Origin of the sequence: Micromonospora endophytica (genome assembly GCF_003236305.1) — a bacterium.
Taxonomy (GTDB): Bacteria; Actinomycetota; Actinomycetes; order Mycobacteriales; family Micromonosporaceae; genus Micromonospora; species Micromonospora endophytica.
The window spans coordinates 1-26,886 of sequence record NZ_POTX01000066.1; the positions used below are offsets into that span (position 1 = coordinate 1).

General features: G+C 71.5%; 22 protein-coding genes. 10 read left to right on the forward strand and 12 right to left on the reverse strand.

The features are described from left to right. A partial coding sequence (locus C1I93_RS12450) for a glycosyltransferase 87 family protein (RefSeq protein ID WP_111243444.1) occupies positions 1-1,134 on the reverse strand: 1,134 nt, incomplete at its 3' end. Positions 1,135-1,147: 13 nt separating this feature from the next. Then, entirely contained in the window at positions 1,148-3,655 is a 2,508-nt protein-coding gene (locus C1I93_RS12455; protein ID WP_181445144.1) for a putative bifunctional diguanylate cyclase/phosphodiesterase, read from the reverse strand. A gap of 505 nt (positions 3,656-4,160) precedes the next feature. On the opposite strand from C1I93_RS12455, the gene C1I93_RS12460 reads away from it, so the two are divergent. The 5 genes from C1I93_RS12460 to C1I93_RS12480 all read left to right on the forward strand — a co-directional run bounded on the left by C1I93_RS12460 (position 4,161) and on the right by C1I93_RS12480 (position 10,054). After that, positions 4,161-7,217, forward strand: a complete 3,057-nt coding sequence (locus C1I93_RS12460) for an AfsR/SARP family transcriptional regulator (RefSeq protein ID WP_223256635.1) — start codon at positions 4,161-4,163, stop codon at positions 7,215-7,217. A 183-nt stretch (positions 7,218-7,400) separates the two neighbouring features. After that, positions 7,401-7,892 carry a cyclic pyranopterin monophosphate synthase MoaC gene (gene moaC, locus C1I93_RS12465; protein WP_111243429.1) on the forward strand — a complete coding sequence of 164 codons (492 nt, stop codon included), beginning with the start codon at positions 7,401-7,403 and terminating at the stop codon, positions 7,890-7,892. Then, on the forward strand, positions 7,889-8,371 hold the full coding sequence (locus C1I93_RS12470) for a MogA/MoaB family molybdenum cofactor biosynthesis protein (protein ID WP_111243430.1): 483 nt from the start codon (positions 7,889-7,891) through the stop codon (positions 8,369-8,371). The genes moaC and C1I93_RS12470 overlap by 4 nt, the downstream gene beginning before the upstream one ends. Before the next feature lie 10 nt (positions 8,372-8,381). Continuing rightward, positions 8,382-9,641: a molybdopterin molybdotransferase MoeA gene (locus tag C1I93_RS12475; protein ID WP_111243431.1), complete on the forward strand. Its 1,260-nt coding sequence runs from the start codon at positions 8,382-8,384 to the stop codon at positions 9,639-9,641. Continuing rightward, complete coding sequence (locus C1I93_RS12480) at positions 9,635-10,054, forward strand: molybdenum cofactor biosynthesis protein MoaE (protein WP_111243432.1); 420 nt, start codon at positions 9,635-9,637, stop codon at positions 10,052-10,054. Before C1I93_RS12475 ends, C1I93_RS12480 begins: the two co-directional genes overlap by 7 nt. 12 nt (positions 10,055-10,066) lie before the next feature. Here the strand turns inward: C1I93_RS12480 and C1I93_RS12485 are convergent, their stop codons facing one another. Further along, on the reverse strand, positions 10,067-11,509 hold the full coding sequence (locus C1I93_RS12485; RefSeq protein ID WP_111243433.1) for a glycosyltransferase 87 family protein: 1,443 nt from the start codon (positions 11,507-11,509) through the stop codon (positions 10,067-10,069). Between the two features lie 203 nt (positions 11,510-11,712). Next, the gene (locus tag C1I93_RS12490; RefSeq protein ID WP_111243434.1) at positions 11,713-12,258 is read right to left on the reverse strand and encodes a DoxX family protein; all 546 of its coding nucleotides are present in this window, start codon (positions 12,256-12,258) and stop codon (positions 11,713-11,715) included. Positions 12,259-12,392: 134 nt separating this feature from the next. Between C1I93_RS12490 and C1I93_RS12495 the strand changes: the two genes are divergently transcribed. Further along, a complete protein-coding gene (locus C1I93_RS12495; RefSeq protein WP_111243435.1) occupies positions 12,393-12,938 on the forward strand; it encodes a GNAT family N-acetyltransferase in 546 nt (181 codons plus the stop codon). 9 nt (positions 12,939-12,947) lie between these two features. Here C1I93_RS12495 and C1I93_RS12500 read toward each other — a convergent pair whose 3' ends face one another. The 7 genes from C1I93_RS12500 to C1I93_RS12530 form a co-directional block, all read right to left on the reverse strand. Then, positions 12,948-14,183, reverse strand: coding sequence for an ATP-binding protein (locus tag C1I93_RS12500; protein ID WP_111243436.1), 1,236 nt, complete (start codon positions 14,181-14,183; stop codon positions 12,948-12,950). A gap of 130 nt (positions 14,184-14,313) precedes the next feature. Next, positions 14,314-15,144 (reverse strand): LppU/SCO3897 family protein, encoded by an 831-nt coding sequence (locus C1I93_RS32450; RefSeq protein WP_111243437.1) that lies wholly within the window; start codon positions 15,142-15,144, stop codon positions 14,314-14,316. Between the two features lie 140 nt (positions 15,145-15,284). Further along, complete coding sequence (locus tag C1I93_RS12510) at positions 15,285-18,482, reverse strand: UvrD-helicase domain-containing protein (RefSeq protein ID WP_111243438.1); 3,198 nt, start codon at positions 18,480-18,482, stop codon at positions 15,285-15,287. A 62-nt stretch (positions 18,483-18,544) separates the two neighbouring features. Then, positions 18,545-19,903, reverse strand: a complete 1,359-nt coding sequence (locus C1I93_RS12515; protein ID WP_111243445.1) for a metallophosphoesterase — start codon at positions 19,901-19,903, stop codon at positions 18,545-18,547. A gap of 13 nt (positions 19,904-19,916) precedes the next feature. Continuing rightward, complete coding sequence (locus tag C1I93_RS12520; RefSeq protein ID WP_111243439.1) at positions 19,917-20,165, reverse strand: MoaD/ThiS family protein; 249 nt, start codon at positions 20,163-20,165, stop codon at positions 19,917-19,919. 2 nt (positions 20,166-20,167) lie between these two features. After that, on the reverse strand, positions 20,168-21,181 hold the full coding sequence (moaA, locus tag C1I93_RS12525) for a GTP 3',8-cyclase MoaA (protein WP_111243440.1): 1,014 nt from the start codon (positions 21,179-21,181) through the stop codon (positions 20,168-20,170). Continuing rightward, positions 21,178-22,092, reverse strand: coding sequence for a fructosamine kinase family protein (locus C1I93_RS12530; protein WP_111243441.1), 915 nt, complete (start codon positions 22,090-22,092; stop codon positions 21,178-21,180). The genes moaA and C1I93_RS12530 overlap by 4 nt, the downstream gene beginning before the upstream one ends. Before the next feature lie 220 nt (positions 22,093-22,312). Between C1I93_RS12530 and C1I93_RS12535 the strand changes: the two genes are divergently transcribed. The 4 genes from C1I93_RS12535 to C1I93_RS12550 are packed head-to-tail and all read left to right on the forward strand — an operon-like array spanning position 22,313 to position 26,014. Continuing rightward, complete coding sequence (locus tag C1I93_RS12535) at positions 22,313-23,362, forward strand: DUF4192 domain-containing protein (protein ID WP_111243446.1); 1,050 nt, start codon at positions 22,313-22,315, stop codon at positions 23,360-23,362. Between the two features lie 44 nt (positions 23,363-23,406). Further along, positions 23,407-23,988: an ArsR/SmtB family transcription factor gene (locus C1I93_RS12540; RefSeq protein ID WP_223256633.1), complete on the forward strand. Its 582-nt coding sequence runs from the start codon at positions 23,407-23,409 to the stop codon at positions 23,986-23,988. Beyond that, complete coding sequence (locus C1I93_RS12545) at positions 23,985-25,307, forward strand: MFS transporter (RefSeq protein ID WP_111243442.1); 1,323 nt, start codon at positions 23,985-23,987, stop codon at positions 25,305-25,307. The genes C1I93_RS12540 and C1I93_RS12545 overlap by 4 nt, the downstream gene beginning before the upstream one ends. After that, entirely contained in the window at positions 25,304-26,014 is a 711-nt protein-coding gene (locus C1I93_RS12550) for a GAP family protein (protein WP_111243443.1), read from the forward strand. The genes C1I93_RS12545 and C1I93_RS12550 overlap by 4 nt, the downstream gene beginning before the upstream one ends. Here the strand turns inward: C1I93_RS12550 and fdhD are convergent, their stop codons facing one another. Continuing rightward, the gene (fdhD, locus tag C1I93_RS12555) at positions 26,015-26,866 is read right to left on the reverse strand and encodes a formate dehydrogenase accessory sulfurtransferase FdhD (protein ID WP_111243448.1); all 852 of its coding nucleotides are present in this window, start codon (positions 26,864-26,866) and stop codon (positions 26,015-26,017) included. It abuts the gene before it with no gap. Positions 26,867-26,886 lie beyond the last annotated feature (20 nt).

Here is a 26,886-nt window from a genome sequence, read left to right on the forward strand (position 1 = left end):
GGGCGGGTGGCGGGCGAGTCGGACGGCGATCGCCACCCCGGTGCCGATCAAGAGGGCGGCGGCTATCGCCCGGCCGCCGGGCAGGGTGCTGGCGATCAGGTGTCCGGGGAACGGTGACTGGGCCGGGCTGGAGACCAGGCCGAGTCCGAGCGGGAAGCGCAGCACGTTCTCCACGAGTGCTTCGCCGTCGACAAGCAGGGCGGGTAGCAGTGCGGCGGCGGGCAGTCCCAGCGCGCCGGCCGCCACGCGGAGCCCGGTCCGTCGGGTGATGCCCCAGATGATCAGCACTGCGGCGACCGGCCAGGCGAGGAGCTTGAGTGCTCCGGCCAGTCCGACGGCGATGCCGGCTCGGCCGGGACGTGCGGTGGCGGCGTAGGCGAGGGCCAGCAGGCAGAGCGCGAGTACGGGCAGGTCGTCGCCGCCGGTGGCCAGGGTGAGTGCGCAGACCGGGAGGACGGTGGCAGCCTGCGCGGCGCGGAGCAGCAGTGCGTCGTGGCGGGGTGGCCTGGTGGTGGCCGGGGGGTGTCGCAGGGTGTGGATGGCGAGGAGGAGGACGAGCACGGTGCCGATGGCGAACCAGATCCGGGCGTCGGTCCACCAGGTGTCGGTGAGGGCTCGGGGTAACCCGAACAGCGCCATCGCCGGCTGGTAGGGGGTGTAGCCGAGCAGTTGGTGGTCGGGGGGCAGCGCGGCGATCGCGTCGGGCCCGAGGTACGGCGTACCGGTGTCCAGGAGGCGGCGGCCGGATTCCTCGATGACCAGCACTTCTTCCTGGGCCCGGTCGGTGCGTCCGGCGGCGCGCTGCACGCTCTGGGTGACCAGGGGCAGCAGGACTGCGGTGGTGAAGGTGAGGGCGGTGACCAGCCAGCGGGCCGGTAGGCCGGCGAGCGGGGTGGTGGGCCGCCGGTGCCGGGTGATGAGTTGGCCGGTCGCGATGATGGCGGCGGCGAGGTATCCCAGTGCGGCGATGGCACCCCAGGCGCGGTGCGGGGTGAGGGTGGAGGTGGCGGCGGTGATCGCCGCGAAGGCGGCCGAGGCGGTGTAGAGGCCGAGGTCGAGCGGGAGGCCGCCGGCGGCGGAGTCGAGGTGGTGCCACCACCGGGGGCGGAGGTTGGTCGGGGTGGTGGTGCTCATCGGGTGCAGTGTGTCAGGCGGGCTGGTGGCGACCGCGGGCACCCGGTCGGCGGCCGGGCGGCAGCCGGACCACCGCGCCGGCGTCGTGCAGTGCGGCAGCGAGGGTGCCGGGTCGGCCGCCGGAGCCTCGGCGGAGTGCGGCGAGCAGGGTTCCGGCGGCCAGTGGTCGGGCGAAGAGGTGGCCTTGTCCGGCGGTGCAGCCGAGTTCCCAGAGGGCTCGGCGTTGTGCTTCCCGTTCCACTCCCTCGGCGACCACCGACAGGTCGAGGCTGCGGCCGAGATCCAGGGTGGAGCGGACGATGGCGGCGGCTTCGGCGGAGGACTCCATCGCGGTGACGAAGCTGCGGTCGATCTTCAGTTCGTGTACGGGGATCCGGGAGAGCAGGGAGAGCGAGGAGTAGCCGGTGCCGAAGTCGTCGAGTGCGAGCCGTATGCCGGCGTCGCGGAGGCGGGTGAGGATCTGGTCGACGACGTCGAGTTGGCTGAGGGTGAGGGTTTCGGTCAGTTCCAGTACGAGCCGGTCGGGGGGCAGGTTGTGGGCGCGTAGGTGGCTCAGCACCGCGTCGGGGAAGCGGGTGTCGAGCAGGCTGCGGGGGGAGACGTTCACCGCCACCGGGATGTCGAAGCCGGCGTCGCGCCAGGTGCCGGCGGCGATGAGGGCTTGGTCGAGGATCGCCTCGGCGAACGCGGGTAGCAGTCCGGAGCGTTCGACGGCTTCGAGGAACCGCAAGGGGTCGATCATGCCGTGGGTGGGGTGGCGCCATCGGGCGAGTGCCTCGACGGAGATGACGGCGCCGGTGCCGAGGTCGACGATGGGTTGGAAGTTCACGGTGAACTCGTGGTCGGCGACCGCGCGGGGCAGTTCGCCGCCGAGGGTGAGGCGGCCGAGGTCGGCGGTGTCGCGGGCGGGGGCGTACGTGGTGATCCGTTGTCCGGCGCGTTTGGCTTGGTACATGGCGACGTCGGCGCGGCGGAGTAGTTCGACCATGCCGCCGGTGGCGGGCGCGACGGCTATGCCGCCACTGGCCTCGACGTTGATCCGCATGCCGTCGATGTCGAATGGTTCGTGCAGCGCCGCCAGCAGCGTCTCGGCCCGGTGTGCGGCCACCGCGGGTGCGGGCAGGGCCCGTAGGAGTACGGCGAATTCGTCGCCGCCGAGCCGGGCGACGAGGTCGTCGGTGCGGGCGGCACTGCGGAGTCGTTCGGCGACCTGTACGAGGGTCTGGTCACCGGCGGCGTGACCGAGGGTGTCGTTCACCTCTTTGAAGTGGTTCAGGTCGATGAGGACCAGCGCGGTGACGCCGTCGGCGTGCCGGTGGTGTAGTTGTTCGTTGCCCTCGTCGATCAGGTGGCGTCGGTTGGCCAGGCCGGTCAGGGCGTCGTGGGCTGCGGCGTGGGCGTGTGCCTGCGCGACCCGGGCGAGTTCGGCGTACGCCTGGGCGTTGCGTACGGCGGTGCACAGCGCGGGGGCGAAGGTGTGCAGGGTGTACCGCTCTCGTTCGTTGAGTTGCACCGGGCCCCGGAAGCGCAGTCGCAGCACGCCCACGTCGACCGAACGGTCGTGGCCTTCGAGTGGGGTGGCGACGACCGCGTCCTGCCGGGTGGGTGCCTGGTCGGCCGGTCCGTCGTAGGTGATGCCTGCGGAGTTGCCGCGTACCAGGCGGGCGGCGTCGTGCAGTTCCACCTCCACCTCGTCGGCGGAGAACAGGTCGGTGGCGCGGGTGACCGCTGTGGTGAGGACCTGGTCGAGTTCGACGACGTTCAGTGCGTCGGTGGTCTGGGCGAGTTGCTGCCATGCCTGTTGTTCGGTGCGGCCGCGGACTCTGGTGGAGTAGGCGAGGTGCAGGCTGAGTACGAGGGGCGGTACGGCGAGCAGGAGCCAGGGGTCGGCCTGGAGGATGAGCAGGCTACCGAGGGCGACGCTGAACCGGACGACGTAGCCGGCGATTCGTAGGTCGAGGTTCTTGCGGAAGTGCTGGGAGACCGGTGTGCCGGAGGCCAGGGCGATGACGGGGATGGCCAGGATCTCGTCGAGCAGCACGGCGACGAGGTAGGCCAGCGCGAGCGGTGGGATCAGGTGTGCCGGGGAGCCGGTCAGGCCGTCCCAGCCGGCTGCGGCGAGGGCGGCACCGGCGCCGACGGCCATCAGGATGTTCTTTCCGACGCCGAAGGCGAGTTTGATCGGCGGCAGGTGCAGGGAGGCCAGGGCCACGCCGGCGGCGGTGCACAGCACCACCCATGAGGTCGGCGCGAGCGCGAGGGAGATGACCAGCGCCGTTTCGTTCCAGCTGATCGAGTGTCCGGTCGACCTGATGCGTACGTCGGTCTTGACGAGGGTGCCGACCGCACTCATGAAGATCAACATCGTGAGTACGGACAGGTCGCTGAGCGGGGTGGTCAGGGGGGAGGTGGACGCGACAAGGGTCGAGGCGATCACCGCTGTGGCGGCGAGCACGACGACGAGACCGACTAGCAGCGTGAGCCGCCGATCGGTCTCATTGTCTCGTGTCGAGGGATGGATCATGCCCCTCCTGACGGTCGGTCACATCATGGTGACAGCCTACCGTCGGCAGTCCGAAGTCCCGGGAAACAGATCAGGTCCAGTCGTTGCCGCGCATGCCACACCTCCTTGAATCTCGTGTCCCGAGCTCTCCGGGGAGATCTCGTTCGCTGACGAGAAAGACGTTAAGTGGTGGCAGGGTGGTCAAGCCAGAATAAATGTGACATTACGCAGAATTAGCCAAGAGGGTGACTATTCCTAACGTTCTGTCATAGCGAGCTATGCGGAGCGCATCGGCGATAAGGGCTCGTCCGCCGCTGCCCTGTCCTGGAGCCCGGCCTACGAAATTCACCGCCACCCTTGCACAGCGGATTCTCGTACTGAAAGGCGGTGTAGCGCCACTACCAGGCATGGTGTTCGTTGCGAGCGATCGGCCGGATGCACATTGTTAAGGTTTGGGCACGCAAATCGACTCCCGACGAGGAGCCCGGGGAATGTGAAGATTGAGACGCTTGGTGGCCTTCGGGTGTGGTCAGCGGCATCCCGGGTCGACCTGGGTACGCCGAAGCAACGGACTGTTCTGGCGATGCTGGCGATGAGACCGGGGCGGATGGTCGACCTGACGGAGCTGATCGACGAGATCTGGCCGGAGGGCCCACCCCGCTCGGCGGTACCCAACGTCCGCACGTACGCGGCGAACCTCCGTCGTGCGTTCGAGGCGCATGATTCCGGCCGCGGCGTCCTGGTCCGGCAGGGCAACGGTTACCGGTTGGACGTTCCGGCGGCGGCGGTGGATCTGTTCCGCTTCCTCGACGACGTCGAACAGGCCCGCGTCCTGCTCTCCAGGGGCGAGGTGGAACCGGCCCGATCGAGGCTGAGCGAGGCGATGAGCCGCTGGCTCGGACCGCCGCTGGTCGGGATGCCGCTCGGGCCGTCCCTGACCGCCCAGGTGGCCGCCGCGCAGGAGCAGTACCTGCTCGCGGTGGAGTTGCTCGCCGACATCGACATCAAGGCCGGGTGGGTCGACGAGGCGATTCCCCTGCTGCGGCGGGCGGTGGCCGCCCACCCGCTCCGTGAGTCGGCGGTGCTGCTGCTGATGCGGGCCCTGGCCCAGCGGGGTGACCTGACGGGTGGGATCTCCGTCTACCGGGCGGCGGCCAGAGCCATGCAGGAGGAGCTCGGCGTCGAGCCGATCGTGGAACTACGGCGCCTGTATCAGGCGATGATGGAGCGGGAATCCGGTCCGGCCGGGCGCGAACCGGTTCCGGAGATCGCCCGACCCGTCCCGCCGGAGCCCGCGTCGCCGGGGCTCGCCGGGCGGCAGTGGGACTGGCTGCCGAGACCGGTCGCCGACTTCGTCGGCCGGGTTGACATCGTCGAACGCCTGGTCGCCAAGTCCCGGTCCGGCGACGGGTCGGAGCCGCGGGTTCACCTGATCGACGGAATGGCGGGCAGCGGCAAGACCACCCTCGCCGCCCGCGTCGCTCGACGCCTGGTGTCCGCGTACCCCGACGGTCAGCTCTTCATCGATCTCCGGGGACACGAGGACGGCAACCTCGTGCCGCCGGCCACCGCGCTCGTCGCGCTCCTGCGGCAGCTGGGCGTCCCGGCCGGGCGGATCCCGATCGACCTGGAGGAGCGTCGTGGGCTGTGGCGGCGGGAACTGTCCGCCCGCCGGGTCGTCGTCGTGCTCGACAACGCGTACGACAGCGCGCAGGTGATTCCGCTGCTGCCGGTCACCTCCTCCTCGGTGGTGATCGTCACCTCCCGGCGGCGCCTGGTCGACCTGGACGTGGGGCCGCCCGAGTCGCTCTCCGTGCTCTCCGCCGAGGAGGGGTTGCGGCTGCTGGCCGCCACCGCCGGCCCCGGGCGGGTACAGGCCGAGCCCGAGGCGGCGGCGGAGATCGTCCGCCGCTGCGGCAACCTGCCGCTGGCGATCAGGATGGTCGGGTCACGCCTGGCCCACCGACCCAGCCGGCGGCTGGCGGACCTGGCGGCCCGGCTGGCCGTGGAGGAGTCGGGACTGGCCACCTTCGCCACCGGCGACCAGAGTGTGGCCTCGGCCTTCGGTGCCTCGTACGAGCCACTCAACGACGTGACCAAGCGCGTCTTTCGGCTGCTCGGTCTGCACGCCGGCCACTACGACGTGGGAATGGTCGCGGCGATGGCCGGGCTGACGCATGCCGAAACGGGTCGGATACTCGACGATCTGGTCGACTGCCATCTGCTGGAGGAATCGGAGAACCGCCGATACCGGATGCACGATCTGGTCCGTCAGTTCGCTCGGGAAAGATGCGTCGAGGTCGATTCGGCCCAGGTTCGTCAGGATGCGCTCGTCAGCCTGCTCAATCATGTCCTGCACATTTGCATTCAGGCGGCGGAACCATTGAATCGGCTTCTGGAAGTGCGGGAGGACGTCGGCGTCACGGCACCCGAGCGGCCGGATCTGGTGACCGCGTCCGGTGTCCTCGACGTCGACTGGCTGGAGCGGGAACGGAGCAATCTCAACCTTCTCGTCGAGTTGGCGGCAGCGCACGGCCTGCACGCGTACACCTGGCGGATGGCCCGGGTGCTGTGGCGGTTCTTCTTCGTCCGCGGATACTTCGAGGACATTCTGCGGACCCATGAGCTGGGGCTGGTCGCGGCGGAACGTTCCGGCGATCGGCTGGCGATGTGCATCATGAACAACTACCTCGCCTCCGCGCTGACCAAAACCGGCTCCTACCGCCGGGCGATCGACTGCCTCAATGCGGCGTTGGCCATCGCCCAGGAATCGAGCAATCTCTTCGAGACCGCGAAGATCCGGGGGAACCTCAGCGTCGTCTACTGGTCCAAGGGTGAGTTCGAGGAAGCGGCGAAACTGGGCACGGAGGCACTCCGGGAGCTGCCCATGAGGTACGCCCACCGGTTCGTCATCTATCTGCCCAACCTGGGACTCGCCCTGACCTCGCTGGGACGCTACGCCGAGGCGCTGCGGGCGCACCGTCTCCACCTCTACTGGGCCAACGTACGCGGTGACCGATACCAGATCGCCAACGCGCTGAGTCACATCGCCGGAGTGCGGGTACGCCTGGGAGACCACCGGCAGGCGGTGCGGCTGTTGCGGTCCGCCATGATCCTCTTTGCCCGGACCGGTCACCGGTACGGCGAAACCGACGCGCGCAACACGCTGGGCATCGCGTACCGCGAACTCGGCCTACCGGCGCAGGCCCGGCGGCAACACGAACTCGCCCTGGAACTCGCCGGCGACTCGGCCGAACGGCATGCGGAGTGCGGTGTACTCAACGATCTCGCGCACACCCTCGCCGCCGGTGGCGACACCGAAGGCGCGATCCGGGCGCACCGACGCGCGTTCGATCTGGCCACCCGGATCGACAACCGGTACGAGCAGGCGCGGGCGCTGGCCGGGCTCGCCGAGCGGCTGCTGACCACGGATCCGGCGGAGGCTCGCCGGCACTGGGAACGGGCCCTGGCGATGTTCCGGGCGATGGGGGCACCCGAACGGCACGAGGTCGAGCATCGACTGGCCGACACCGGACCAGGCCAGGCGCACTTATCGATTTCTTATCGACACCGCCGGTAGCGTCGTGATGTTTGCGAACGGGGGGAGATCCGGCGCTGTCGGATCTCATGCGCGGCCCTGCCGTCAGGTGTCCCAGCCACTTGACGGCAGGCCGGCGCGACGAGGGGCGGCACTGCGACGGGGGGCACGGGGATGTGTCGCCCTTCGAACGCTCTGTCGTACCACAGAGATAGGCTCGCGAACGTGACCGAACCCGCCCAGCTCACCCACGTCGACACGGCCGGTGCGGCGCGCATGGTCGATGTCTCCGCCAAGCAGGTAACGGGCCGCTCGGCGATCGCCGCGGGTCGGTTGCGCACCACCAGCGAGGTGATCGAGTTGTTGCGCCGCGACGGGCTGCCCAAGGGCGACGCGCTCGCGGTCGGTCGCCTCGCCGGCATCATGGGCGCCAAGCGCACGCCGGACCTGATCCCGCTCTGTCACCCGATCGCGTTGCACGGTGTCACAGTCGATCTGTCGCTCACCGCCGACACCGTCGAGATCAGTGCGACCGCCCGCACGGCCGACCGCACCGGGGTGGAGATGGAGGCGTTGACCGCCGTCGCAGTCGCCGGTCTGGCCCTGGTCGACATGGTGAAGGCGGTCGACCCGGCGGCCAGCGTCGACGCGGTCCGGGTGCTGCGCAAAGAAGGTGGCAAGACCGGCCTGTGGCAGCGTCCGGAGGACCGGCCGTGATCCGCGCCCGGGTGGTGGTGGCCTCCAACCGGGCCGCCGCCGGCGTCTACGCCGACACCAGCGGTCCACTGCTCGTCGCCGGCCTTCGCGAATGGGGCTGCGCGGTGGACGAGCCGGTGGTGGTGCCCGACGGCGAGCCGGTCGGCGCGGCGCTGCGGGCAGCCGTGGCGGACGCCGTCGATGTGGTGCTGACCAGCGGCGGCACCGGGATCAATCCCACCGACCGCACCCCCGACGTGACCCGTGACCTCCTCGACTACGAGATTCCCGGCATCGCGGAGGCGATTCGCGCGCACAGCCGCGACAAGGTGCCCGCCGCGGCGCTGTCCCGGGGCGTGGCCGGCGTGGCCGGTCGCACGCTTGTGGTCAACCTGCCCGGATCGACAGGTGGGGCCCGCGACGGCCTCGCCGTGCTGGGACCGATCCTCGCGCACGCCATCGATCAGTTGCGCGGCGGCGACCACTCGACCACCGGCTAGGCTCGGTCCGGTGAAGACGGAAATCTCCGCCGCCGCCGACCCGGCCGCGGCGCCACCGCCAGCCGGTTGGGAGGAGGCGCGCTCGCGGGTGTACGCGGTCGGCCTTGCCGCCGCACTTCCCTCCGTCGAGCGCCCACTCACCGAGGCTGACGGTCACACCCTCGCCGATCCGCTCATCACCCGCACCGACCTGCCCGCCTTTCCGACGTCCAGCGTGGACGGCTGGGCGGTGCGCGGTGCCGGGCCGTGGCGGGTGGTCGGCCGGGTGCTGGCCGGCTCGGCACCGCCGCCGTTGACGCAGGACGGCACGACCGTCGAGATCGCCACCGGGGCGATGGTGCCGGAGGGCACCTCCGCGGTGCTCCGGGTGGAGGAGTCGACGCGTACCTCGGACGGGTCGGTCGACGGTGTGCCGCGCGCCGCGCAGGAATGGCGACACCCCGGCGAGGAGGCGTCCGCCGGTGAGGAACTGCTGCCCGCCGGCATCCCGGTGGACCCGGCGGTGATCGGCCTGGCCGCGTCCTGCGGGCACGACACCCTGCGGGTACGCCGACAACCCCGGGCCGCGCTGCTGGTCTTCGGTGACGAGTTGCTGACCGCCGGGCCGCCCGGCGCGGGCCGGGTCCGCGACGCACTCGGCCCGGCACTGCCGGCCTGGCTGCGTCGGTACGGCTGTCAGGTGCGCCCAGCCGACGTGGTCGGACCGGTCGCCGACACGCTGCCCGCCCACGTCTCCGCCCTCCAGACCGCGCTGGCCGGCGCCGATCTGGTCTGCACCACCGGTGGCACGATGAACGGCCCGGTCGACCACCTGCATCCGGCGCTGGCGGCGCTCGGTGCGGACTACGTGGTCAATACGGTCGCGGTCCGTCCCGGTTTTCCGATGCTGCTGGCCCGGCTGGTTGGCACCGACGGTCGGATCCGGTTCGTCGCCGGGCTGCCCGGCAACCCGCAGTCCGCCATCGTCGCCCTGGTGTCGCTCGTCGCTCCGCTGCTGGCCGGGCTCGCCGGCCGCTCGATGCCGGTGCTGCCGCACGCCACGCTCGCCGAGCCTATAGCGGGGCGCGGTGACTACACCCACCTGGCTCTGGTCCGCCGCGATCAGGTGACCGGTACGGTCCGCCCGGTGCGGCACACCGGCTCGGCCATGCTGCGCGGGCTCTCGGTCGCCGACGGCTTCGCGGTGATCCGGCCCGGCGGCGCGGGCGAGGTCGGTGACCAGGTGCCGGTGGTGCCGCTGCCGCTGCTGCCGGGAGACCGGGCATGGTGACCGTGCTCGGTGGGGTCACCGACCAGCCGTTGGATCTCGCCGCGCATGAGGCGGCGGTCGCCGACCACCGGGCCGGCGCGGTGGTCTCGTTCGCCGGTGTGGTCCGCGATCACGACCACGGCCGCTCGGTGCTCAGCCTGGAATACGAGGGCCACCCGAGCGCCGAGCGGGTGCTGCGCGAGGTCGCCGAGGAAATCGCCGCCGACCCGCAGGTGTACGCCGTGGCCGTGTCGCACCGGATCGGTCCACTCGCCATCGGCGACTTCGCCCTGGTGGCGGCGGTCAGCACCGCGCACCGGGCGGCAGCCTTCACCGCCTGCGCTCGCCTGGTCGACGAGGTCAAGGCTCGGCTGCCGATCTGGAAGCGGCAGGTGTTCGCCGACGGCACCGAGGAATGGGTCAACTGCCCCTGACGGTGGCCCGGCTCATCGGCGCGCGTAGAGCATGGCGGCCCGTGCCATCCGGTCGGTGTGGAAGGCCGGTTCCGCGCCGGGACGCCAGGGCAGCGTGGCGACGAGCACGATCAGGGCCAGCGCCAGGGAGTTCTCCATCAACGCGCCGAACAGACCGTCCTGGTAGTGCGAGACCTCCGGCAGTTGGTGTTCGTACGGCCAGATCGGGGAAACCAGGAAGAGCAGGTAGAGCCCGACGGCGGCGACGGCGTGCCGGACACCGGTGAGCGCCGGGTACCAGATCGGCGGGCGCAGGGCGGGCACCGTCGCTGCCTCGCCCGACCCGCCAGGTGTGGCGCGTGGCGTCGGCCCCCGGCTGGCGTCATGGCGCCGGATCGCGTGGTCGACGAGCACGATGATGGCGGGAATCACCCAGACGAGGTGGTGCGTCCAGGAGATCGGGCTGATCACGTTGGCGGTCAGCCCGACCAGGGTGAAGGCGGTCAGTTCGTCGCCGTCGCGGTGGGCGTCGGCGGCCCGGGACAGGCCGAGCGCCAGCACCAGCACCGAGAAGGCGAGCCAGAGCAGCCCAGGCGTCTCGATCGAGTCGTAGAGCCGGGCGAGCAGTCCGGCGAGTGACTGGTTGGGCGTCATGTCGGCCGCGCCCACCCGCTCGGTCTGCCACAGCACGCTGCCGAAGTAGGCCCGGGACTCGGCGCCGACGATGCCGAAGCTGCCGATCGTCACGGCGACCGTGGTGCCGATCGCGGTCATGGCGACCCGCCACTGCCGAGTGATCATCAGGTAGAAGATGAACAGGGCCGGGGTCAGCTTGACCGCGGTGGCCAGGCCGATGCCGACGCCGGCCCAGGCGCCGCTGTAGACGAACCGCAGCAGCGGCCCGTCGCCCTCGGTGCCGTGCGTGCCCCGCCGGGAGCGCCAGCGCAGGGCCACCAGATCGGCGATCACCAGGCCGAACAGCAGCAGGTTGACCTGCCCGTAGCCGAGGGTTTCCCGGGCCGGCTCGATGGCCACGGCGAGCGGCGTGGCGATGGCCACCGTGTACCACAGGGGCCAGCCCAGCCGGTCCACGATCGGGCGCAGCAGCGCGGCGAGCACCACGGCCAGTGCGGCGATGCTGACGGCGGCGTTCACCAGACCGGCCATCATCACCGGCAGGTGTGCCATGGGCAGCATGGCCAGGCCCGCGAAGGGCGGATAGGTGAAACCCAGGGTGGTGTCGGGTGCGACGAACTCATACAGCTCATGACCGCTCGCCCACCAGACCACCGCGCCGTGATAGATCTTCATGTCGAAGAAGTTGTACGGTCGCCCGAATGCGCCGATGGCAAGCCATGCGGCGTAGGCGACGGCGGCCACGATGCCGGTCCGTACGACTGTCCTTCGATCGATCCCACGCATTACGCGGCGGACTGGGGCGAGGCGGTCCAGCCTTTCACCGACGGTCGTCGGCATGGCGTGGCCACCCCCATACCAAGCTCGTCCTACCCGTCCAGGTCCAGTAGGGAGCCTAGAGCGGCGCCTCACGTCATGCCTCCCGCGTTATGCGACCGTGTCCGATCCCACACATTCTTTTGACATTTCCACCGCGTTAACGCCTACCGGGCGGTTCAGGTAATTCGCGGTCTTAGCGGGGGGCATGGGTGAATAATGGCAGCTCAGCCCGGTAGTCGGCGGGCGGTGGCGGCCGACCGGACGGCGATGCGGGCCTCGCGGCGGGCGGTACGCACGGCCCGGCGCACGGACCGTCGGGAGTGGCCGATGCGGTGCCCGGCCCGCCAACGCAGCCCCGGCTTGCCCTCGGTGTCCGCCGCGGCGAGCAGCAACCCGCCGAAGAGACCCAGGTTCTTCAGGAAGTGGATCTGGTTGGCGTTGCGCTGTGCCGGGTCGTCGTTGCGCCAGAACGGATGCCCGGCCAGGGTCACCGGGATCAGCGTGCCGGCGAGCACCAGGGCCGCGGGCCGGCTGAGCCTGCCGGTGGCAAGCATCAGGCCCGCGCCGACCTGCACCGCGGAGTTGGCCCGGATCAGCGTCTCGGTGTCGGTGGGGATGCGGTGGTCCGCGCGTTGGAGCAGCGGCGTCACCCGATCGGTGATCGGCTTCGCGGCGGGGACCAGACGGTCAGGGTTGGCGAAGTTGCGGGCCCCGCTCACCACGAAGATGCCACTCAACATGGCGCGGGCCAGGGAGCGTACGGGCGTCATGGGTAAGTCATACCCTGTTCAGGCCAGTGGCATGCCCGCAACGGCCGATGTCGATCAATCGGGTGGTGGAGCCGCCACGCCCGGGTTCAGGGCAGCGTCCCGGATGGATGTCCAGCAAGGGGTAACCTCGCCGGGTGACGACGCTGCGGTTACGTCCCGAGGATCCGGCCGACACCGGCGCGATCCGCCGGGTGCTGGCCGCCGCGTTCGCCCGCCCCGATGTGGCCACGCCACCCGAGGTTCGGCTGGTCGACGAGTTGCGCGGCAGCGACGCCTGGTTGCCGGAGCTGGCGATGGTCGCCGAGTACGGCGGTGAGATCGTCGGCTACGCGCTGCTGACCCGGGTGCAGGTCCGCTCCGATGGGAGCAGTCGCCCGGCGCTTGCCCTCGGCCCGGTGGCGGTGGCGCCGCATCGGCAACGCATCGGACTCGGCGGCGCGGTGGTGCAGGCCGCCCTGGAGGCCGCCACCGAACTCGGCGAACGGCTGGTCGTGGTGCTCGGCGATCCGGCGTACTACCGGCGGTTCGGGTTCGACCGGGCCGACCGGCTGGGCCTGACCAGCCCCTGGTCCGGGCTGGGCGAGCCGTGGCAGGCCCTGGTGTTGCCGCCGTCGGTGAGCGGCGAACCGGCACCACCGCAGGGCGAGGTGATCTTCCCGCCGCCGTGGTCGAAGGTGTGACAGCGGCGGTCAGGCCGGCTGGGTACGCAGGTAGCGGCCGAAGTGCGGGACGGTGAAGGCGACAGTGCCGCGTTCCCCGGAGTAGATCAGCCCCTTCTTAATCAGCGCGTCGCGGGCCGGCGAGAGACTGGCGGGCTTACGGCCCAGCGCGCGGGCGATCTCCGCGGTCGGCACCGCCGCGTCCATGTCGTCCCGGCCCCCACCGTCGGCCGCTGACTCGACCAGGGAGAGCGTCGCCATCGCCCGCATGTACTCGCGCTCGGCCGGGGTGGCCCGCTCGAACCGGGAACCGAAGAAGCCGACGGCCAACTCGGCCTCGGCCTCGGGGGCGGCGACCCGGACATCCGCCACGGTGATCGGTGACCGGGGCGCGTGGTCCCAGGTGGCCTTGCCGTACGCCTGGACGAAGTACGGATAGCCGCCGGACTTCTCGTAGAGCAGGTCGAGGGCCTTGGCTTCGTACTCCACGTCCTCGCGTTCGGCCGGCGCGCAGAGTGCCTGGTCGGCGGCGAGCCGGTCGAGCCGGTCGATGCGCTGGTAGCGGAACAACCGCTCGGAGTACGACTTGGCCGCGCTCAGCACCGCCGGCAGGTGCGGCAGGCCGGCGCCGACCACGATCAGCGGCGCGCCGAGCTGGGAGAGTTCGTGGCAGGCGGCGCAGAGGGCGGAGACGTCCTCCGGCGCGACGTCCTGCATCTCGTCGATGAAGACGGCCACTCCGGTGCCCACGTCGCTGGCGACCGAGGCGGCGTCGGTGAGCAGCTCCACCAGGTCGATCTCGATGTCGCCGGAGTCGGCCCGTCCGGTCGCCGCCGGCACGTCGATGCCGGGTTGCCACCGATCCCGCAGCTTGGGTGGGGTGCGTCCGGTCGGGGTGCCGCGCTGGGCGAACGCCTTGAGCACCCCGAGGAACGCGTCGATCCGCTCCGGTGCGCGGTGCCGGGGGGCGAGTTCCCGGACGGCCATGTGCAGGGCGGCGGCGATCGGGCGGCGCAGCGACTGGTCGGGCCGGGCTTCGATCTTGCCGCTGCCCCAGAGCCGGTTGATGGCCTGCGAGCGCAGGGTGTTGAGCAGGACGGTCTTGCCGACGCCCCGCAGTCCGGTGAGCATCAGGCTCCGCTCCGGGCGGCCGCGGGCGATCCGTTCCAGCACGATGTCGAAGACGTCCAGTTCCCGCCCCCGCCCGGCCAACTCGGGTGGGCGCTGGCCGGCGCCCGGAGCGTACGGGTTGCGGACCGGATCCACGTATCGCAGAGTATCGGGCCGTCTAACTGAGAGGCTAGACATGGATAGAGCAGGCTACGGCGTGTCGTCCTCGACAAAAAACTAGCGCTGTCTAGCGTGGATGCTAGACAGCGCTAGTTTTGGCGATCGATCAGTCGCGCTGCTTGAGGCAGAGCACGAAGTCCAGCGAGTCCAACTCGCTGTCGTAGAAGTACCAGTTGGTGTAGCCGTCGACCCGACCACACTTCTCCTCGGCGTCCTTGGCCCCGCTGGTCTTGCCGTCGAAGCGGCGCAACACCTCGTACGACTTCGAGGTGCAGTCACTGACCTCCAGCTTCGGCTTGCCGCCAGTGGACGCGGCATTGCGGACACACTGGCCTGGCTCGACAAAGCGGGGGTCAGTGGACGAGCTGGCGGTCGGCGCGGTCGGCGCAGCCTCCTCGTCCGTGGCCGGGAGATCGGTCGGCGGTCCCGGCTCCGGGGTCGGCGCGGACACCGCCGTCGGCGTCTCGTCGTCCCCTCCCAGCAGGTAGAACGCGGTCGCGCCGCCCAGCACCAGCGCCAGCACCGCGACCGAGACGGCCAGTACCGCGCCGCGCCCACGGCGGGGTCGCGGTGGCGTCGGCTGGCCGGCGTACGCGGCCACGTACTCCGGCCCGGATCCTCCGGCCTCCGGCTGCCCACCGTGGTACGGGTATCCCGGCTGGCCGCCGCCGTACGTCATCCCGCCGGACTGCTGCGCTGCCGCACCGTAACCCTGGCCGGGCCCGTAACCCTGGCCGGGCCCGTAGCTCTGACCTGGGTCGTAGCTCGGGCCGGGGCCGTGACCCTGGCTCGGGTCGTAGCGCCGGCCGGGTCCGTAACTCTGGTCGGGGCCGTAGGGCGGCTGGGCGGCGGGTGCCGGCTGCTCCGGGCGGTGATCGTCACCGGGGTGCGGCTCGTACCACGGCTGGGGACCGCCCGGTGGTCCATGATTCGCCATGCACACCCTCCTGCACCCACGGATGAAGGGTCGCGGCCCTCGTCGATGGCCGTCGCCCAGGTCACCGTAGCGTGTCGCCGGGGCGACGGACCGCAGGTCAGTCGCGCAACTGTCCGGCGGCCCAGCCAGCGAGCGTCGGCTCAGATGAGCCGGAGCTGACGATCCTTGGGCCGGCGAGGTCCGTCGCTGTCGCCGAGGCGCTCGAACAGACCCGGATCGATCACGTCGAGGAACGGCGACGGCCGGCACTCGCGCTCCGATCCGTGCCGGATGCGGCGGGCCGCGTGACTGACGTAGAGGCGGTCCTGCGCGCGGGTCAACCCGACGAAGAACAACCGGCGCTCCTCGGCCACCGCGTCCTCGTCCGGAGTGCTGCCAGGCCAGCGCAGCGGCAACAGCCCGTCCTCGGCGCCGACCAGGAAGACCACCGGGAACTCCAGGCCCTTGGCGGCGTGCAGGGTGAGCAGGGTGACCGCCTCGGCACGCGGATCGAGCGCGTCCACCTCCGCGCCGGTGGCGAGCTGGGACAGGAACAACTCCAGATCGTCGCCGCACCGGCGGGCCAGCGGCGTCAGCAGGTCGACGGCGGTGCGGACATCCTCCGGGCGGACCCCAGCGGTGCCGTCGAGGGTGGGCACGGCGAAGCGCTCGGCGAGCACCTGTCCGGCGAGGCGTACCCGGGCGGGTAGGGCACCCGCCAGGCCGTTCGCGTGCCGCAACTCGCGGGCGATGGCCGCCACGCCGGGACGGTCCCGCAGCCGGTCGTGCGAACGTTTCTGCACCGGCACGTTGGCCCGGGACAGCGCGTCGACGAGCGGGGCGGCCTGCGAGTCGGTCCGGTAGAGCACAGCGATGTCGGAGAAGGACAGCGTGGTCGACCGGCCGTCGATCCGGCCGGAATCCAGTGATCGGTGGGACAGGCCACCGACCAGGTCATCCACCGTGCGTACCACGAAATCGGCCTCGTCGGCGACGGAGGCCGCCGCGTACCGACCCACCAGCGGGGCCTCCGGGTCGAGCCGGGCCGGATCCAGCCGACGCCCCCGCACCAGCGACGATGGCGCGATGGCCTGCACCGCGGCGGCCAGGATCGGTGCTGAGGAGCGGTAGTTGCGGTTGAGCCGGACCAGCCGGGCATCGGTGAAGTCCTGCGAGAAGCGCAGGAAGTAGCCGACGTCGGCACCCCGGAACGAGTAGATGGCCTGGTCCGGGTCGCCGATCGCGCACAGGTTGCCGTCGGCGGGGCTGAGCAGGCGCAGCAGTTCGTACTGCACCGCGTCGACGTCCTGGTACTCGTCCACGAAGATCCACTGCCAGCGGTCCCGGTACCGCTCGATCAGCTTGCGATCGTCCCGCAGCAGGCCGACCGGCAGGGTGAGCAGCTCGTCCAGGTCGACCATGCCCTGCTTGCGCAGCAGCGCGCGGTAGGCGGCCGGGTCGTCACCGGCCTCCGTGCGGGCCGCGGACCGCTCCGCGTCGTCGGCGATCCGGAAGTCCTCGGGCAGTCCGGCGCTCGCGGCGTTCTCCCGCAGGATGGTCAACCCGAGCGAGTGGAAGGTGCCCACGGTGACGTCCTCGGCGACCGGACCGAGCAGCCCGTCGAGGCGGTGTCGCAGCTCCTCGGCGGCCCGCCGGGTGAAGGTGATCGCCAGGCAGCGCTCGGGAAAGACGTTCAGCTCGGCGCAGAGGTACGCGATCCGGTGGGTCAGCGTACGGGTCTTGCCGGTGCCCGGCCCCGCCACGATGAGCAGCGGACCACCGGGTGCCGAGGCGGCCACCCGCTGCATCGCGTCGAGCCGGTCGAGCAGGCCGGTGCCGACCTCCTCCATCCCGGCGAGCATCGGCTCGAACGGCTCGTGCGGGGAAGGAGGCGGCGCGATCGGCGGTGCCGGGACCGCCGGCTTGCGTTTCGACTCGGCCTTCGCCGCCGGCCGCTTCGCCTTGGCCTCCGCCTTCGCCGCCGGCTCCGCGGGCCGTCGCGGCGCGGGCACCGGTACGTCGAACAGCGTCTCCTGCCCCGCCGACCGCCCGGCCGCGCCCAGCTCGGTCGGGTCGAAGAGGGTGATCACGCCGTACTCGCCGTCGTAACCCGGCACCCGGCGGACCTCGCCCCGGCGCAACCGGCCGATGCCCTCGGCGAGCAGTTCCCCGCCGACCCGGCCGATCTCGTCCACCGGAGTACGGGTCAGGATCTCCAACTCGGGACCGAGCGCGGCGACCAGCTCAATGAGCTTCCCCTCGACCTTCTTCGAACGCGGACCGACCTTGTTGATCTCACCCAGGATCTCGGCGAGCTGGATCAGGTGGGTCACCTCGGGTGCGTGCTCCGGCCGGTACCCCTCGGGCCGGTCGGCCAGGTCCTCGACCCGGCTCAACACGCCCACGGTCAGCGGCTTGCCGCACTCCGGGCACCGGCCGCCGGCCTGCCGGGTCCGCTCGGGCGCCCAGTTCACCCCGCACAACCGGTGGCCATCCGCGTGGTACTTGCCCTCCTCGGGAAAGAACTCGATGGTGCCGGCCAGGCCGTCGCCGGTGCGCAGCGCCTCCCGGATGCCGAAATAGTCCCGGGCCGAGGCGAAGACCGTCGCCTCGCGGGCCAACGCGGGCGGCGAATGCGCGTCCGAGTTGGAGACCAGCCGGTAGGCGTCCAGGCTGCCGACCCGCCAGTTCATCCCCGGATCGGAGGAGAGCCCGGTCTCCACCGCGAAGATGTGCTCGGCCAGGTCCGCGTAGCAGTCGGCGATCGCGTCGAAGCCGGACTTCGAGCCCAACGCGGAGAACCACGGGGTCCAGATGTGCGCCGGGACGAGGTAGCCGTCGGCGCTCGCCTCCAGGGTGATCTCCAGCAGGTCCCGCGAGTCCAGACCGAGAATCGGTCGACCGTCCGAGCCGAGGTTGCCGATCCGGCCGAGCGCGGCGTTGAACCTGCCCACCGCGTCCAGATCTGGCAGGTAGATCAGGTGATGCACCTTCCGGGTCCGGTCGTCCCGCTTGTAGATCGTGGAGATCTCCACGCTGAGCATGAACCGGACCGGGTCGCTCTCCGCCGCGCTGGCCAGCCTCGGCGGCAGCCGGCGGGCGATGTCCCGCTCCGCCTCGGGGGAGAGGCGGTACAGGCCGGGCTCGGCCGGGTGCAGCGTCTCGCGCAGGTGGTCGTACCAGGCGGGGTGGGTGAAGTCGCCGGTGCCGAGCACCCCGATGCCCTTGCGTCGGGCCCACCAGCCGAGGTTCGGCAGGGTCAGGTCACGGCTACAGGCCCGCGAATACTTCGAGTGGATGTGCAGGTCCGCGACGAAGGGCGGGCGGCCACCGGGGGGTACGACGTTGAACGGGGGCACGCCGCATCCTGTCACGACCGGCCATGCCCCCGCGCGTCGCCACGCGCTCAAGGTGAGCTGCGTTATTCCGCGCGCAGCTCGACGAGGCTGATCTGCGGCTCCGCGCCGACCCGCACCGGTGGCCCCCAGAAGCCGGCACCGTTGGTGACGTAGACCTTCGTGCCGTCCACCTCGCCCAGGCCCGAGACGACCGGCTGTTCGAGCCCGACCAGCAGGTTGAAGGGCACCATCTGGCCGCCGTGGGTGTGGCCGGACAGTTGCAGGTCGACCCCGTACTTCGCCGCCTCGACCGCGGCCACCGGCTGGTGGGCCAGGAGCACCACCGGCCGGGACGGGTCGCGGTCGCCGAGCGCGGCGGCGTAGTCGGCCGGCGCGGACACGCCGCTGCCCGTCGCGCTGACGTCGTTGACCCCGGCCAGGTCGATCACGCCGCCCCGGGCCGCGATCTCCAGCCGCTGGTTCTGGAGCACCCGCAGCCCGAGCCGGTCCACCTCGGTCACCCACTCCTCGACGCCCGAGTAGTACTCGTGGTTGCCGGTGACGAAGTAGCTGCCGTACCGGGAACGCAGGCCACGCAGCGGAGCCGCCGCCTCACCCAACTCGGCCACCGTGCCGTCGACCAGGTCACCGACCACGGCGACGATGTCGGCGTCCAGCCGGTTGATGGCGGCGACGATCTGCTCGGTGTGCACCCGGCCACGCAGCGGCCCGATGTGGATGTCGGAGACGGTGGCGATGCGCAGACCGTCCATGCTCCGGGGCAGCTTGGCCAGTCGGATCTGCACCCGGTCCAGCTGAGGTGGACCGAAGGCGGTGCGTACGCCATGGCCGACCAGGCCGGCGGCGGTGAGCCCGGCGAAGATCGCGGCTCCCCGGGCGAGCAGCAACCGCCGGCTCGGATCGTGGTCCGGCCGGGCCGCTCCAACGGTGGCCGGCGCTGCGGCCGGCTCGTCGGCCGGCGGCGTGCTGGCCGAGGTCGGCTCGCCGGACGCCGATCCGGTGGCCGAGTTGGCCGGACCGGATGCGACCGAGGCGGGTGTGGCCGAGTTGGCCGGGCCGGATGCGACTGAGGCGGGTGTGGCCGGGCCGGCCAGGACCGGCTCCGGTGCGGACCCGGCCGCCCGGCGGCGCAGCACCAGCCGGGTCACCAGCAGCGGGATCTCCAGAGCGGCGAGCAGCACCAACAGGTAGAACATCAGCGCGAGCCAGAGGTAGCCCGGCCAGGCCAGCCAGTACATCCCGGCGTTGGTCCCGATCAGGGTCGCCGGCACCAGCACCGCCAACCCGACCGCCGCGATCGTGCCGGCCCGTCGCCAGCGTCCCGCCGTGGTGGTGTCCCGGACCAGTCGCTTCCACAGGTAGAGATGGATCAGCCCGGTGACCAGGGCAAGGGTGGCCACGAAGCCGAGTACCGCGAACACGTGTGGATCCCCCTCAGCCACCGGCGAAGGGAGGCAGGACGTCGATCGTCACCCCGGCCGGCAGCGGTTCCTGCCGATCATGACAGGTCACTCCGTCGACCAGGTAACTCGACACCGCCAGCACCGGCACCAGCCGCCCACCGTGCCGCTCGGCCAACTCGGTGAGCAGTTCGTCGAGCGACCGGCCGGCGGGAACCGCCTCCTCGGTGCGACCAGCGGCGGCCCGCGCACCGGCGAAATAGCGGACCGTGACGGTTGCCATGGTCAACCTCCGATGGCCGACATCGGCCGGACCGGTTGCAGGAAGGCCGGATCGTCGATGCCGTGCCCGGCCCGCTTGCCCTGGGTCGCCGCCTGCCAGCGCCGGGCCAGTTCGGCGTCGTCCGCGCCGGCCCGCAGCGCGTCGCGCAGGTCCGACTCCTCGGTGGCGAAGAGGCAGTTGCGTACCTGCCCGTCGGCGGTGAGCCGGGTCCGGTCGCAGTCACCGCAGAAGGGGCGGGTGACCGTGCCGATCACACCGACCCGGGCCGGGCCACCGTCGACCAGCCAGGTCTCCGCCGGTGCCGCGCCGCGCTCGGCCGGGTCCGGGACCAGCTCGTACGCGGTGCGCAGCCCGGCCAGGATCTCCTCGGCGGTGACCATGGCGGCGCGGTCCCAGCCGTGCTGGGCGTCCAGCGGCATCTGCTCGATGAAACGCAGCTCGTAGCCGTGCTCCAGGGCGAAGCGGAGCAGTGCCGGCGCTTCGTCGTCGTTGACACCGCGCATCAACACGCTGTTGACCTTGACCGGGGTGAGTCCGGCGGTGGCCGCGCCGGCCAGCCCGGCCAGCACGTCGGGCAGCCGGTCCCGTCGGGTGAGCCTGGTGAAACGCTCCCGGTCCAGAGTGTCCAGCGAGACGTTCACCCGGTCCAGGCCGGCGGCACGCAACGTCGGGGCGAGCCGGGCCAGGCCGATGCCGTTAGTGGTGAGCGAGATCCGAGGCCGGGGATCGAGCGCGGCGGCCGCGGCCACGATGTCGACCAGACCGGGCCGGATCAGCGGCTCACCGCCGGTGAACCGCACCTCGGTGACGCCGAGCCGGCACACGGCGACCCGGATCAGCCTGATCACCTCGTCGTCGGTGAGCAGCTGTGGCCCGGCCAACCAGGGCAACCCCTCGGCGGGCATGCAGTAGGTGCAGCGCAGATTGCACTTGTCGGTCAGCGACACCCGCAGGTCCCGGGCGACGCGGCCGTACCGGTCGACGAGGACGCCGCCGGTCGGTGGGGTTATGCTCACCCGTCGACCGTAGCGCGGCCGATCCCGCTCAGGGCGGCCCGAGCGCTGCCGCGCACCGAATCGCGGTAAGTCGCCCCGAACAACGCGGTGTGCACCAGCAGCAGGTGCAGCTGGTGCAGCGGCACCCGCTCCCGCCAGCCGTCGGCCAGCGGCCAGGTCTCGTCGTACGCGGCCAGGATCCGGTCGGCGTGCGCCGCGCCACCGAAGAGCGCGAGCTGCGCGAGGTCGGTCTCCCGGTGCCCACCGTGCGCGGCCGGATCGATCAGCCAGACCCGGTCGTCGGCACCCCAGAGCAGATTGCCCGGCCAGAGGTCACCATGGATCCGGGCCGGTGGCTCCTCCCCGCCGAACTCGCCGATCCGGGCCACCACCCGCTCGACGAGCGCGGCGTCGGCACCGTCCAACGCACCATTGTCGACCGAGCGGCGCAGATACGGCAGCAGCCGCGCGGAGGCGAACCACTGCGCCCACGGCCCCTGGTGCGGCGTGTTGTCCGCCGGCAGCGCGCCGATGAACCCGGTCCACGGCGCCCCGAACGCCGACGCGCCGGCCCGGTGCAGTCCGGCCAGCTCACGGCCGAAACGCTCCGCCGCCGCCACACTCGGCTCGCCCGGCTCGACCCACTCCAGCGCGAGCAGGTCCGGCAACGCCACCAGCACCTCCGGTACGGCCACCGCACCGGCCTCGCGCAACCACCGCAACCCGGCCGCCTCGGTGACGAAGAAGTCCTCCGGCACCGGCCGCCCGGCCCGCTCCGGCCAGGTCTTGGCGAAAATCGAGTGCCCGTCGTCGAGCGTCAGCCGGGACGCCGCGCAGATGTCACCTCCACCCACCGGCGTCTCCCGGATCCGTTGGTGGGTCAGAAAGGTCGGCAGGTGCTCCGGATGCTCCCGCAGATACGCCAGATCCATCCCCCAAGCTTCGCAGCAAGGAGGGTCCCCCTATTAACGCCTCGTGTAGAGGAGGGGCCCCCTATTAACACCGCTGACCGAGGGAGGGCGCGACCGGCGCATCGCTGACGCGGGTCGTTGATCGGCCTTGAGCAGGGAAGATACGGAGAGTAGCTGTGGATAACCCGCGTGTCGTCCACAGGGGCAGCGGGGGGTGTCGGTCGGCTCGCAGGCTGACTCCATGAACTCGACCGACCTCCCCCGACTCACCGTCCGCTCGCCCGCCGACCTGATCGCCGCAGTGCCGTACCTGCTCGGTTTTCATCCGGCGGACAGCCTGGTGGTGGTGGCGCTCTCCGGCTCACGGATCGTCTTCGCCGCCCGTGGTGACCTGCCCGGCGACGCCGATCCCCGCGAGGCGGCGGGCCACGTCGCGGCGGTGACCGCCCGGCAGGGCGCCGACGCGGCCACCGTCATCGGGTACGGTCCGCCCGACCAGGTCACCCCGGCGCTCGACGCGTTACGGGACGCGCTGGCCGATGTCGGGCTGGCGGTGCTCGACGTCTTGCGGGTCACCGATGGGCGCTGGTGGTCGTACCTCTGCACGGAGCCGGAGTGCTGTCCGCCGGAAGGCAACGCGTACGACCCTCGGGCCAGTCCGGTCCCGGCGGCGGCCGTCTTCGCCGGCCAGGTGGCGCTGCCCGACCGCGCGGCCCTTGCCGCGCAGGTGGCGCCGGTCGGCGAGGCGACGATGCGGCCGGCCGTCGAGCGGGCGGATCGGCGGTTGGTGGACCTGCTCGCGGGTGCTTCGGAGAGCGACCTGCTCGGCGGGCGGGCGCTACGGACGGCCGGCGTGGCCGCCTACCGCAGCGCGCACCGGCGGCACCGCAGTGGCGAGCGCCTGACCGACGACGAGGTGGCCTGGCTCTGCGTGCTCCTGACCCACCTTCCGGTACGTGACCACGCCTGGGAGCACACCGACGGACGGGACGAGGACGTCGCGTTCTGGACCGAGATCCTGCGCCGGGCTGAGCCGGAGCTGATTGCCGCGCCCGGTGCGCTGCTGGCTTTCGCGGCCTGGCGGGACGGGCAGGGTGCGCTGGCGGCGGTCGCGCTGGAGCGGGTGCTGGCCGAGCACCCGGACTACTCGCTCGCGCTGCTGATGGACGACCTGCTCCGTCGTGGTGTGCCGCCGTCCCGGCTAGACGGTTGGCCGGTCAGCGCGACGAGCGCGATGTCGCGGCGGGGAAAGCGCCGCCCTCGCCGTCGTCCCCGCCGGCGCAATGATTAACAAGACATCTTGTACGTCATTCCTTGTCCTTCTATCCTGGCCCCGTGGAGAGCGACGAGGAACCCGGACGGCTGCACCTGACCGACCCGCGTGCCATGCGCGCGCTCGCCCACCCCACCCGGCTGCGGCTGCTCGGCGAGCTGCGGGCGCACGGGCCACAGACCGTGGGCATGCTCAGCGAGCTCGTCGACGAGGCGGTCGGCTCGGTCAGTTACCACCTGCGCAAGCTCGCCGAGCACGGCTTCGTGCAGGAGGCACCGGAGCACGCGCGCAGCCGCCGGGAACGCTGGTGGCGGGCGGCGCACGTGCTCACCGGCTGGGAACCGCTGGAGATGCTCGCCGACCCGGAGCGCAAGGCCGCCTCCGACCTGCTGCGTCGCGCCGTGCTCGAGCGCTACCAGCAGGTGTTCCAGAGCTATCTGGCCGCGGAGGCGACCTTCGAAGCGGAGTGGGTACGCGGCACCGCCAGCGGCGACCGGGGATTTCACCTGACCGCAGCGGAGTTGCAGGAGTTGCGCGCGGAGTTGGAGGCGCTTGCCGCGCGGTGGCAGCAGCGCAGCGACCCGGATCGCGCCGACGCCCGCCGGGTGACGCTGATCTATCAGGCGTTCCGGCGGCCGGAATGAGCAGCCGGGCGCGCGCCCCGCTCGCCGGTCTGCTGATCGGGCACGCGGTCTCGCTGACCGGCAACATGCTCACGATCATCGCGTTGCCGCTCTACGTCCTCGCCGAGACCGGCTCACCCGCAGCCACCGGCGTCACCGGGGCGGTGGCCACCGCCCCGATCGTGCTCGGTGGCGCGCTGGGCGGGGTGCTTGTCGACCGGATCGGGTACCGCCGCGCCAGCGTGCTCGCCGATCTGGTCTCCTGCCTGACGATCGCCGCCATCCCGCTGCTGCACGTCACCGTGGGGCTGCCCTTCTGGGCCCTGCTGGTGCTGGTGTTCCTCACCAATCTGCTCGACACCCCGGGCCACACCGCTCGCATCGCCCTGCTGCCCGAGGCAGCGGCGGCAGCCGGCCTGCCCACCGAGCGGGCGATCGGCTGGTTCGAGGCCACCGAGCGGGGTGCCCGCCTGCTCGGTGCGCCGGTGGCCGGACTGTTGGTCGCCACCCTGGGGGCGCTACCCGTCCTGGCCCTCGACGCGGCGACCTTCGTGCTGTCGGCAGTGGTCGTCGCCGTGCTGGTCCCGGCCCGCATGCAACCCGGCGCCGACGAACCCGAGCCCGTCGACGACAACGGCGGCTACTGGCGGCAGTTCGCCGCCGGGGTGCGTTTCCTGCTCACCGAACCACTGCTGCGCGCCATGGTCCTGCTGGTGCTGGTGACGAACTTCTTCGACGCCACGAAGACCAATGTGCTGCTTCCCGTCGTCGCGTACGAGGAACTCGGCGGGGCGACCGCGCTCGGGCTGCTCGTCGGGGCGATGGGCGGGGGTGCCCTCGCCGGGTCGCTGGTGTTCAGCGCCGTCGGTCATCGCCTGCCGCGCCGGCCGACCTTCGTGGTCGCCTTCGCCCTGTGCGGTCCGCCGCCGTTCCTGAGCCTGGCCGCCGGTCTGCCGCTGCCGGCGCTGATGACCATCTTCGTGGTTGCCGGTTTCGCCGCTGGAGCGATCAATCCCATGATCGGCGCTATCAAGCTCGAACGGGTGCCGGTGCGGATGCGAGCCCGGGTCTACGGCGTGATCGGTGCCGGCGCCTGGGCGGCGATCCCGCTCGGTGCGCTCAGCGCCGGCGTCGCCAGTGAACAGGCCGGCACCAGGCTCACCCTGGTCGTGGTCGGAATCGGCTACCTCCTGGCTGTCCTCACCCCGCTGCTCGGTGGTCCGTGGCGGACGATGGAACGCCGCCAGGGTCCACCATCGACGCCACCGAGCGGGTCAGCGAAAGACCCGGAGGTGCCGGAGAATCGCAAGATGTCCGAACCCGCCTCAAAGCCCGCATGAGCATGGTCCTGCTGCTCTCCCTCGCCGGTCTCGCGCTCATCGACAGCACCAGCATCGGCACCCTGTTCATCCCGGTCTGGCTGCTGCTCGCGCCCGGCCCGGTGAAGGTCCGACGGATGCTTGTCTACCTCGGCACCATCGCCGGTTTCTATCTCGTGGTCGGGCTGCTGCTCTACTTCGGCGGAGCCGGGTTGGCCGAGGCGCTGGGCGGGGCGCTGGACAACCGGCCGGTGCTCTGGGGCCAGTTGGCGCTCGGGGTCGGTTTGTTCGTGGTGAGCTTCCGCTACGACGGCAAGCGCGATGCGAGCACCGGCCGGGTGCTGCGATGGCGGGACCGGGTCACTGCCGGTGACGCGTCGGCGCGTTGGCTGGTCGGGCTGGCGGTGTTCGCCGCGCTCGCCGAGGTGGCGACGATGTTGCCCTACCTCGGAGCGCTGGGCCTGCTGACCACCTCGGGCCTGGGCGTACCGACGGTGGTGGCGCTGCTGGCGGCGTACTGCCTGGTCATGGTCTTGCCGGCGGTGCTGCTGGTCGGTGCGCGGGTGGGTTGGCCGAGGCGGATCGAGCCGCTGCTCGACCAGCTCAACGAGTGGATCATGCGGTCGTCGGGGAGCATGCTCGGCTGGCTACTGGGCATCGCCGGCTTCCTGGTCGCCCGGGACGCCGCCGTCCGGCTGGGTCTGTTCGAGATGCTCGCGAACCTCTGATCAACTGGTGACCCGGTGCGGGCCGGTGTAGACGTTCATCGTCCGGCCGCGCAGAAAGCCGACGAGCGTCATACCCGCCTCGTCGGCCAGGTCGACAGCGAGCGTGCTCGGTGCCGAGACCGCGGCGAGCAGGGGCATCCCGGCCATCCACGCCTTCTGGGTCAGCTCGAAGCTGGCCCGGCCGGAGACGAGCAGGATGTGCCCGGCCAACGGCAGCCGGTGCTCACGCGCCGCCCAGCCGACCACCTTGTCGACCGCGTTGTGCCGTCCCACGTCCTCGCGCAGCACCACCAGTTCACCGGCGGCCGTGAACAGACCTGCGGCGTGCAGCCCGCCGGTGCGGTCGAAGCCGCGCTGCCCGGCCCGCAGCCGCTGCGGCAACTCGGCCAGCAGCTCCGCCGGTACGGCCAGCGGATCGTCGGTCACCGTGAAGAGCGACCGGGTACGCACCGCTTCGATGCTCTCCTTGCCGCACACCCCGCAGGCGCTTGTGGTGTGGAAGTGGCGGCTCGCCTCGGCGGCCGGTTCCGGCACACCGGGTGCCAACACCACATCGACCACGTTGTAGGTGTTAGGCGTGTCCGCGCCCGCGCAGAGCTGAGCGGTGGCCACGTCATCCACCGAGCGGATCAGCCCCTCAGTGAGCAGGAACCCGATGGCCAGATCAAGATCGGCACCCGGCGTACGCATGGTGACCGCGAGCGGACGGCGGGACGGCCCGGCCGCACCGACCCGGATCTCCAGCGGCTCCTCCACCGCGAGGGTGTCGGGCCGCCGTACCCGGCCGCGCCCCACCTCACCCGCGTCCAGGTCGACCCGCAGCACCGCGCGCCGATCAGTAGCCCGTCCCACCCCACCATCCTGCCCCATCC